This is a genomic window from Pedobacter miscanthi, assembly GCF_032678605.1.
Classification (GTDB): Bacteria; Bacteroidota; Bacteroidia; order Sphingobacteriales; family Sphingobacteriaceae; genus Pedobacter; species Pedobacter miscanthi_A.
The window spans coordinates 305,150-313,265 of record NZ_JAVTSU010000007.1; the positions used below are offsets into that span (position 1 = coordinate 305,150).

The window sequence follows — 8,116 nt, forward strand, 5'->3', positions numbered from 1 at the left end:
GATATTGTCATTTCAGATTTAATTTGTAGATTACGAAATGGGCGATAAAATAAATATGATTTTAGGAATAGTGTTCCTTTTAGGTGGTTTCAGTGTTTTCTTTGTAATTTTTAATGGTAAAAAGAGCTAATTCATTTTTCAAATAATTTGTAGAGATGTTTTCTCTTTGAATTGTTTAATTTTGAACATGCAGCAAAATCCGGTATCCGGCAAAAAAACAAATTCATTTTCTGGTATTCATATCGATCCTATTCAATTTAGGGTTGCTGGGATGAATGATGATAAATGTAAGTTAACAGCTTATAATAGGAGAGATTTTTATAAAATTTCGCTCATTACAAAAGGCTGTAGCACTTTGTTGTATGCAAACCGCGATATCGAGATCAGCAAACCTGCTTTGGTTTTTACCAATCCGCTAATTCCTTATTCATGGGATGCTAAAGAAGAGGATATGGTATATGACGGGCATTTCTGCGTTTTTAGTGAAGATTTCCTGCACACTGGTGCGCGTATGGAAAGTTTGCAGGATTCTACTTTGTTTAAAGCAGATGGAAATCCTGTTTACCTGTTGGAAGATGAACAGCTAAGCTACCTTAAAAGTATTTTTGTAAGGATGCAGACCGAAATGGATGGTGATTATGTGTATAAGTATGAGCTGATCCGCAATTATGTGAATGTAATTATTCATGAAGCCGTTAAAATGCAGCCTGCGGTTGCTTATTTTAATCCAACAAATGCAGCTTCGAGAATTACCAACCTGTTTTTAACCGTTTTGGAAAAACAATTTCCGGTTGATTCTCCACAAGATCCCCTTAAACTGAAAAAAGCCGGAGATTATGCCGAACGGCTTTCTGTACATGTAAACCATTTAAATGCTGCCATTCAGGAAGTAACCGGTAAATCTACCACCACCATTATTAATGAGGCCATTATTGCCGAAGCCAAATCCCTTTTGCTGCATACAGATTGGAGCGTGGCAGAAATTGCTTTTAGCCTGGGGTTTGAATACGCCTCATACTTTAATAATTTTTTTAAAAAGCATACAGGCTTTACCCCGATGAAAATCAGGAACAATTCTTTGCCTGTTTAGATTTTACCTTTCCCATTTTTCTTTCCGTTGATTTGTTTAATAAACACTTTGATTTGTTTAATCAACGAAGTGCTCATCCCTATAACTTTGCCCTTGTTAAATTAAAGAAATAAAACATGGGCATTAAAAAAATAAAATTAGGTAGTCAAGGACTACAGGTACCGGTACAGGGATTAGGCTGCATGGGCATGACCACTATTGCAGGAGGAGATATTTATGGCAAGGCTAATGAAGAGGACTCAATTGCAACCATCCATCGTGCATTGGAACTTGGAATCGATTTTTTGGATACTGCCGATTTATATGGGCCGCTGTTAAATGAACGTTTGGTAGCAAAAGCGATAAAAGGTAACCGTGATCAATATACCATTGCTACAAAATTTGGCTACGAAGTTGATGATAACGAACAATTAACCTGGGGATTTAATGGTACGCCGGCCTATGTGCAAAAAGCGTTAGACCGCTCCTTAAAAAATCTCGGTACAGATTATATCGATTTATATTACCTGCATCGTGTTGACCCTGATACACCAATTGAAGAAACAGTAGGTGCAATGGCCGAATTGGTAAAATCAGGCAAGGTAAAGTATATCGGTTTATCGGAGGTTTCTGCAGAAACGATTAGAAGGGCACATAAAATCCATCCAATTACCGCCGTACAGAGTGAATATTCACTTTTCGAACGTGAAGCAGAAACCAGTGGCGTAATGGATACTTTAAATGAACTTGGAATTGGTTTCGTTGCCTATTCTCCATTGGGAAGAGGTTTTATTTCGGGCGATATCAAAAGTCCGGATGATTTTGCCGAAGATGATTTCCGCAGAAGTATTCCACGTTTTCAGGGTGATAACTTTTACAAAAATATAGCCTTGTTAAAAGAGATTGAGCTAATTGCTGCAGATAAAGGTGTAACGCCTTCGCAATTGGCATTGGCCTGGGTACTTGCCCAAGGTGTACTGGCAATTCCGGGTACAAAAAGGATTAAATACATTGAAGAAAATGCAGCGGCCACCAATATTACATTAACTGCAGCCGAAAAAGAAAAATTAGAATCTATTATTCCTGTAGGCGCTACCGCTGGCGGGCGGTATGATGATACCCAGATACAGTTTGTAAATGCTTAAAATATGTTATTGGTAGTTTTGAAGCTGCAGGTGTAACCTGTGGCTTTTTTTGTTTAATGTTATATTTGAGGCTTTAAATTTAAAAACATTGTTAAATAGGTACAGATCTACACATTTAATGATAAAATCTATTTAATTGCTAAACATTTTTGGTTATTCGTATGTTTGATAATTAAAAATCTAAATAAAATGCAAGGCACAATAAAATTTTATAACGAATCTAAAGGTTTTGGGTTTGTTGTTACAGAAAACGGCGACGAAATTTTTGTACATGTTACGGGTTTAATCGATAAAGTAAATCAAAATGACCGGGTTGAGTTTGAAGTTGCACAAGGTAAAAAAGGACCAAACGCTGTTAATGTGAGATTGATTAAATAGAATATGAGACTGGGTACAGTAAAATTTTATAATAGCGAAGAAGGTTTTGGTGGTATTACGCCATCAAACGGAGGTATGGAATTTAATGTTTTTGCTCACGGCATAATTGGAGAGATTAAACCTGATAATATTGTTCAATTTGATCTTGAATTTACTAAATCAGGAGTAGAGGCCGTTCAGGTAAGGATCTTATCGGCCTGAGGGTACAAAGTTACGGGTTAGTAAGGTGTTTTAGTTAAACATGGTAATGATTTGGCGCTGTTTTTCGTTGTAAAATCAAATTGATTAAACGGTAAAACAAACATATCCAAGTTTGCCACCGCAAAGCAAAGCCTTCTATAGCATAAATGTTTTAATAATGGATAAAAATGATTCATATTTATCTAATAAATAATGCCCTCTAATCTTTTTAGAGGGCATTTTTGTGATATTTGTATGCTGAAAAAGGCCTGGTTTACATAAAAAATTAATAGAAATGTAACCTGATTAGCATATTTCAGTCTTACTGATGTTTATCCTTTAAGTTTATTATGATACAATTAGCGCCAATTAGCGGGGTTTTTAATAGAGAACGTGCATTGCAGGCAACATATCCGATGCGGATGTTGATTGTGAAGGAGGGCACTGGCTTTTTGTGTATGAACTCCGGCGACCTTAAATTGGTGGATAAAAGAATCTTTTTTATTCCTGAAGAAGGATTGGTAAGGCTTGAAGGTCAGATTAAATCAGGTTATTGGTTAAATTTCAGCAGCATGTTATATGCTGAGTTTTTGCTTCAACATTTGGATCCACTTGCAAAAAATCTTTTCCTTAATTTATCCTACAGGGATTTAAAACCTCAGGAATCGGTTAAAACTTATAGTTTACTGGATCAGCTTAAGAAAGAAATCGACGCTAAAAAAGATTTACGGTTTTTAGCACAATATTTATCCTTGTTTCTGGGGTTTACTGCTGGTTTAGATGGTTACCTGGCAGCTTTAACGTTAGACGAATTACAGCAGGTTTTGCGCTTCAGGGCTATTTTAGAGCAGTATTATAGAGTGGAGCGGGGGATTCAGTTTTATGCTGACGGTATGGGGATGAGCACAGGGAAATTGAATAAATTTTTGGATCGCGTTTTAGGGAAAAGCTTAACTGTATTAATTAAAGACAGGATTATGAGAGAAGCTGAGGAATTGTTGCTGCACAGCGACTTTTCGGTTGATCAGATAGCCGGTATTTTAGGGTTTGAACAAACCAGTAAATTTTTAACGAGTTTTAGAAGACACAAAGGAGTTTCAGTACTCCAGTTTAGCCGGTTGGTTTAAAAATGAAAATTGGTGCGTCTGGTAAAGAAATGGACATCAACTTGATTTCATCTCTTCCAGAAAACAGGCTTTCCGAACCTCACCACATTAATTGCTTGAGCGCCTAACGCGTAAGGCTTTGCTCACTGTATCTACTATCAGCCGCACCAATTTTTCAACCACTAAATTATAAAATCTTTGTATAAAGAAGAAAATAATCTTCATTATGTTACATAGTCGTATATGAGTAATTACATTATGTTGTATAAGATATTAAATAACCATGCGTCGTACTTTAACTGTTATAATTCAGGGTATTAAACTACAGTGTATTTGGTTTAATTACTGCTTCGTGTAATTTGGCAGGTATTAGTTCTCAAACAGATAACCACTATAGGCCAATCCTTTTGCTACACTTTTAAAGTTATCTCCAGAATTTAACGGAATGTGAGGGAATTTATTTTTGAAAAGGTTTTGTACCGCCGAAACCATCGATGTTCCTCCGGTTAAAAACAGGCAATCAATATCCTCAGGATTGATTTTGTATGTTTCCATAAACTGATCCAGGTAAGCGTCAATTCTATTGATGTCTTTTTCAATAATCGAATTATATTGTTCGAGTGAAATGTTTTCATCAATCTCGATTTCCATATTGTTATAAGTAAATGTAGAGCGCGGCTGATCAGACAGTTCAATTTTTGTTTTTTCGATCGACCTGAAGAGAGAATAACCCAGGTTATTTTCGATTAATGTAATCAGATTTTTAAATTTCGGATCGTTTTTAGAATAATAATAGTATTCTTCAATCTCTTTCTGAATTTTTAGTCCGTTAAAGAAATTCATTTTATCCCAGGTACAAATGTTGGCAAACAGCGATTTTGGCACATTTAAAACCTTTCCCGGGGTAGCCTCATACATCGTATTTTTTCCGAAATATGGAGTGCCCTTATCCCACATAAAGGCAGAATCGAGACTATCGCCACCAATGTAGATACCACCAGAGGCAATCATGTCATTTTTTCTGTCTTTGCTGCCAACCTTATCGGGATCGAGGATGAGGTAGGTGAAATCGGTGGTTCCGCCACCCAGATCGGCAACCAAAACACGCTCTTTCTTTTTGATGGTTTTTTCATAAGCAAAAGCTGCTCCGATAGGTTCAAATTGAAAGCGTACATCTGTAAAACCAGCATTTTCTGCCGCTTTTTTTAGCCTGGTTTGTGCCAGGGTATCTTTCATGGTATTATCATCATCAAAAAAAACCGGCCGGCCAATAATGGCTTTCTGGCAATCTTCACCAATAATGTGATCTGCTTTTTCTTTTAAATCTTTAAGAATCAGGGTCACCAGGTCAGAAGCGGTGTATCTTTTGTTATGAATGCGGGTTTCGGTAAAAGTAGATCTCGAGAGAATCTGTTTGATGGATTTGATGAAACGGCCTTTCATGCCATCGCCTAAATAAGCTTCGATTGCTTTTTCGCCAACAATATGGTTTTCGCCATCGATAATGCTTTTTACTTCCGTAAAATAGATTAAAGAGGGGATTGAAATCGTATCTATAATTTCTTTCTTTTCTTCATCATAAATGGATAATGCCGAATTGGTTGTTCCAAAATCTATTCCGTATAAAAATTTACTCATGGCTTGGCGTATTGTGAAATGTAGCGACTGAAATGGGGCTGCGAAAGTATTAAAAAAAGATGTATTGAACTAAAAATTTTTTAAAATAACTCGCTCGTACCCAAATGCGCATTTACAATCCGGGTAATTTGCTGGCCAAGCTCTTTGGCATTGCCAATCCCGACACTTTTAAGTGCAGCCAGTTGATCGGTGGTTCTTGGCATTCTTTCGGCAATCGAAAGTAAGGCCAGGTCAGAAAGAACCGAATAATCCGGAGTGCCTCTTTGCTGTGCAATGGTTTTGCGCCACTCAACCAAATTTTTATAAACCTGCGGATTGGAAATCTCCTTTGGTTTAATACTCGATTTTACCTGTTTTTTCTCTGGTTGTTTGTTACTTGCGGCATGCAGGGTATTGATATAATCTTTAATCGAAAACGGATTCCAGGAGATTTTAAATAAGGCCAGTTTAACTTGAAGTGCGTCTTTAACTTCTTTTAATACGGTAAGGAGCTTATCAGAGTGGGTATCGTTATAAAAATTGATTGCCACAATTCTGGCCATCAGCGTAATTACCTGGTCGAGTTTAGGAATAAAATAATCCGATGCTTTTTGCAGGCGACTCATAAAGTCACCCTCATTGGCCGGATTTTCAGCAGTGTTTATTTTTGACAGTTCTTTTGCGACAAAGCTCCTGGCTATTTTAAATATTTCGTTCTGAAGGAGCTGGTTTCCCTGTTCATAAATGGATAAAAATGCATTTTTTTCATCTTTATCCATCAGTTTAGATCGGCCCAGTTTTTCCCAGTCTTTAGCAACGAGCGAAAAGTCTAATAATTCGTGGATTAAGCTCCAGGCATATTGCTGGCTGTAACGCACCAGCAGATCGGCAGTAGGTTTATCCTGGTGGCTGGTTTTTGTGAAATTGATGACTTTGGCATCGGTGATGATATTTTCGGAGGCTACAGGAGATTTTAGGATTAATCCTTCTAAACTTCGACAACGGCTTAATGCCACATAAGCCTGTCCGTGGGTAAATGCCGTGCTTACATCAACAATGGCTTGATCAAAGGTTAAACCCTGGCTTTTATGAACGGTGATGGCCCAGGCCAGTTTAAAAGGATATTGAGAGAACGAACCTGTACTTGTTTCGTCTATTTTATTATCCTCGTCACTCAAACTGTATTTTACATTTTGCCAGATTTCTTTTTCTACCTCAATCTCCCGGCCATCGTTAGAGAAACTCACTTTTACTGAATCCTGATTAATTGCGGTGATTTTTGCTGCCTTTCCGTTATAATATTGCTTTTTGCCTGAAGAATCATTTTTGATGAAAATAACCTGTGCGCCAAGTTTTAACTGTAATTTTTCATCAGTAGGATAAGCATCTTTAGGAAAATCGCCGTTAATTACAGCATTGAAATCAAAAATATCTCCATCCAGTTTTTCTAAACATCCCTGGTTAATTTTGTTAACCAGTTGGTTATGTGTGGTTAAAGTAATGTAATCGTCTTTCCACTCCTGATTTAAAGATGGATCATAACGTTCGTTTAATTTCGCCAATAAACCAGTATCAAGCGTGTTTTCGCGCATACCATTCAGGATATCCAGAAATGTTGGGTCTGACTGGCGGTATACTTTATCCAGCGTAAAAGTGACCATCGGCGTGGAACGGAAAATGATACTATCGAAAAAATATGGACTCGAATAAAAAGCGCCCAAAATGTGCCAGGCATCATGAAAAATAGGAGAAAGCTGATAAAGATCGCCGATCATTAAAACCTGAACGCCCCCAAACGGCCGGCCGGATCCTTTAACACGTTTTAAAGTACGGTCGATAAAATCAATGATATCAACCCGAACCATACTGATCTCATCTATAATTAAGAGATCAAGACAACGTAATAACCTGGTTTTTTCGTCAGAATATTTAAAATTGGTATCTGCATTTTCATCCACAACAGGAACCAGTGGCCCAAAGGGGATCTGGAAAAACGAATGGAGGGTTACACCACCCGCATTTATTGCTGCAACTGCAGTAGGGGCAACAATGGCAAAATTCTTTTTGGTGGTATCCCTGATTTTGCGTAGGAGGGTGGTTTTACCCGTTCCTGCTTTACCGGTTAAAAAAACGGGTTGATTGGTCGTAGCTAAAAAATCTAAAAGAAGTTGGTTGTCCGGATCAGGCGTATTCATATCAACTACAAAAATAACCTATTCAAATCTCATTTGAGGACAGATCAAGAGCCCTTTTATCCACATTTTAAAAGCATAAGGGAGTACTCTGAAAAATAAAAAATAAGATTAAGCAGTTGAAAATGAGTTTATATAATGGTTTTTTATGAAAAATTGCCAAAAACATTTTCGAAAATTCAATTCAAATTTGTAACATTGCACTCGCAAAAAAGGAATACTTTTTTCCGGGCCTATAGCTCAGCTGGTTAGAGTAGAAGACTCATAATCTTTTGGTCCCTGGTTCGAGCCCAGGTGGGCCCACTGCTTTAAACCCCTTTAAGTAATACTTAGAGGGGTTTTTTGTTTGGGTACGATCGAATTATCTAAACGCTCCCTTTCTTGCGAAGTTTATTCTGCTCCTAAAAGGGGATCAGTTACAAAATCTGT

The 8,116-nt window shown here is 37.3% G+C and carries 7 protein-coding genes and 1 tRNA gene; 6 read left to right on the plus strand and 2 right to left on the minus strand.

Annotation, left to right across the window (positions count from 1 at the left end; all coding sequences use genetic code 11):
• Nucleotides 1-187 precede the first annotated feature (187 nt).
• From R2R28_RS13025 to R2R28_RS13045, 5 genes are all read left to right on the plus strand, one after another.
• On the plus strand, nucleotides 188-1,090 hold the full coding sequence (locus R2R28_RS13025; RefSeq protein ID WP_316826125.1) for a helix-turn-helix domain-containing protein: 903 nt from the start codon (nucleotides 188-190) through the stop codon (nucleotides 1,088-1,090).
• Between the two features lie 116 nt (nucleotides 1,091-1,206).
• Nucleotides 1,207-2,214, plus strand: a complete 1,008-nt coding sequence (locus R2R28_RS13030) for an aldo/keto reductase (RefSeq protein WP_316826126.1) — start codon at nucleotides 1,207-1,209, stop codon at nucleotides 2,212-2,214.
• Between the two features lie 189 nt (nucleotides 2,215-2,403).
• Nucleotides 2,404-2,592 carry a cold-shock protein gene (locus tag R2R28_RS13035; RefSeq protein WP_316826127.1) on the plus strand — a complete coding sequence of 63 codons (189 nt, stop codon included), beginning with the start codon at nucleotides 2,404-2,406 and terminating at the stop codon, nucleotides 2,590-2,592.
• A gap of 3 nt (nucleotides 2,593-2,595) precedes the next feature.
• On the plus strand, nucleotides 2,596-2,793 hold the full coding sequence (locus R2R28_RS13040) for a cold-shock protein (protein WP_316826128.1): 198 nt from the start codon (nucleotides 2,596-2,598) through the stop codon (nucleotides 2,791-2,793).
• Between the two features lie 329 nt (nucleotides 2,794-3,122).
• Complete coding sequence (locus R2R28_RS13045; RefSeq protein ID WP_316826129.1) at nucleotides 3,123-3,899, plus strand: AraC family transcriptional regulator; 777 nt, start codon at nucleotides 3,123-3,125, stop codon at nucleotides 3,897-3,899.
• Between the two features lie 348 nt (nucleotides 3,900-4,247).
• On the opposite strand, the gene R2R28_RS13050 is transcribed toward R2R28_RS13045, so the two are convergent.
• Together R2R28_RS13050 and R2R28_RS13055 are read right to left on the minus strand one after the other, a co-directional pair.
• Entirely contained in the window at nucleotides 4,248-5,516 is a 1,269-nt protein-coding gene (locus R2R28_RS13050; RefSeq protein WP_316826130.1) for an Hsp70 family protein, read from the minus strand.
• 80 nt (nucleotides 5,517-5,596) lie between these two features.
• Nucleotides 5,597-7,690, minus strand: coding sequence for an HRDC domain-containing protein (locus tag R2R28_RS13055; protein ID WP_316826131.1), 2,094 nt, complete (start codon nucleotides 7,688-7,690; stop codon nucleotides 5,597-5,599).
• Between the two features lie 226 nt (nucleotides 7,691-7,916).
• Between R2R28_RS13055 and R2R28_RS13060 the strand changes: the two genes are divergently transcribed.
• Nucleotides 7,917-7,990, plus strand: a tRNA-Ile gene (locus tag R2R28_RS13060).
• Nucleotides 7,991-8,116 lie beyond the last annotated feature (126 nt).

Excerpts from the sequence above, each read along its gene's own strand:
- R2R28_RS13045 (WP_316826129.1), top strand. The coding sequence starts at position 3,123 with ATGATACAATTAGCGCCAATTAGCGGGGTTTTTAATAGAGAACGTGCA.
- R2R28_RS13035 (WP_316826127.1), top strand. The coding sequence starts at position 2,404 with ATGCAAGGCACAATAAAATTTTATAACGAATCTAAAGGTTTTGGGTTT.
- R2R28_RS13055 (WP_316826131.1), bottom strand. The coding sequence starts at position 7,690 with ATGAATACGCCTGATCCGGACAACCAACTTCTTTTAGATTTTTTAGCT.
- R2R28_RS13030 (WP_316826126.1), top strand. The coding sequence starts at position 1,207 with ATGGGCATTAAAAAAATAAAATTAGGTAGTCAAGGACTACAGGTACCG.
- R2R28_RS13050 (WP_316826130.1), bottom strand. The coding sequence starts at position 5,516 with ATGAGTAAATTTTTATACGGAATAGATTTTGGAACAACCAATTCGGCA.
- R2R28_RS13040 (WP_316826128.1), top strand. The coding sequence starts at position 2,596 with ATGAGACTGGGTACAGTAAAATTTTATAATAGCGAAGAAGGTTTTGGT.
- R2R28_RS13025 (WP_316826125.1), top strand. The coding sequence starts at position 188 with ATGCAGCAAAATCCGGTATCCGGCAAAAAAACAAATTCATTTTCTGGT.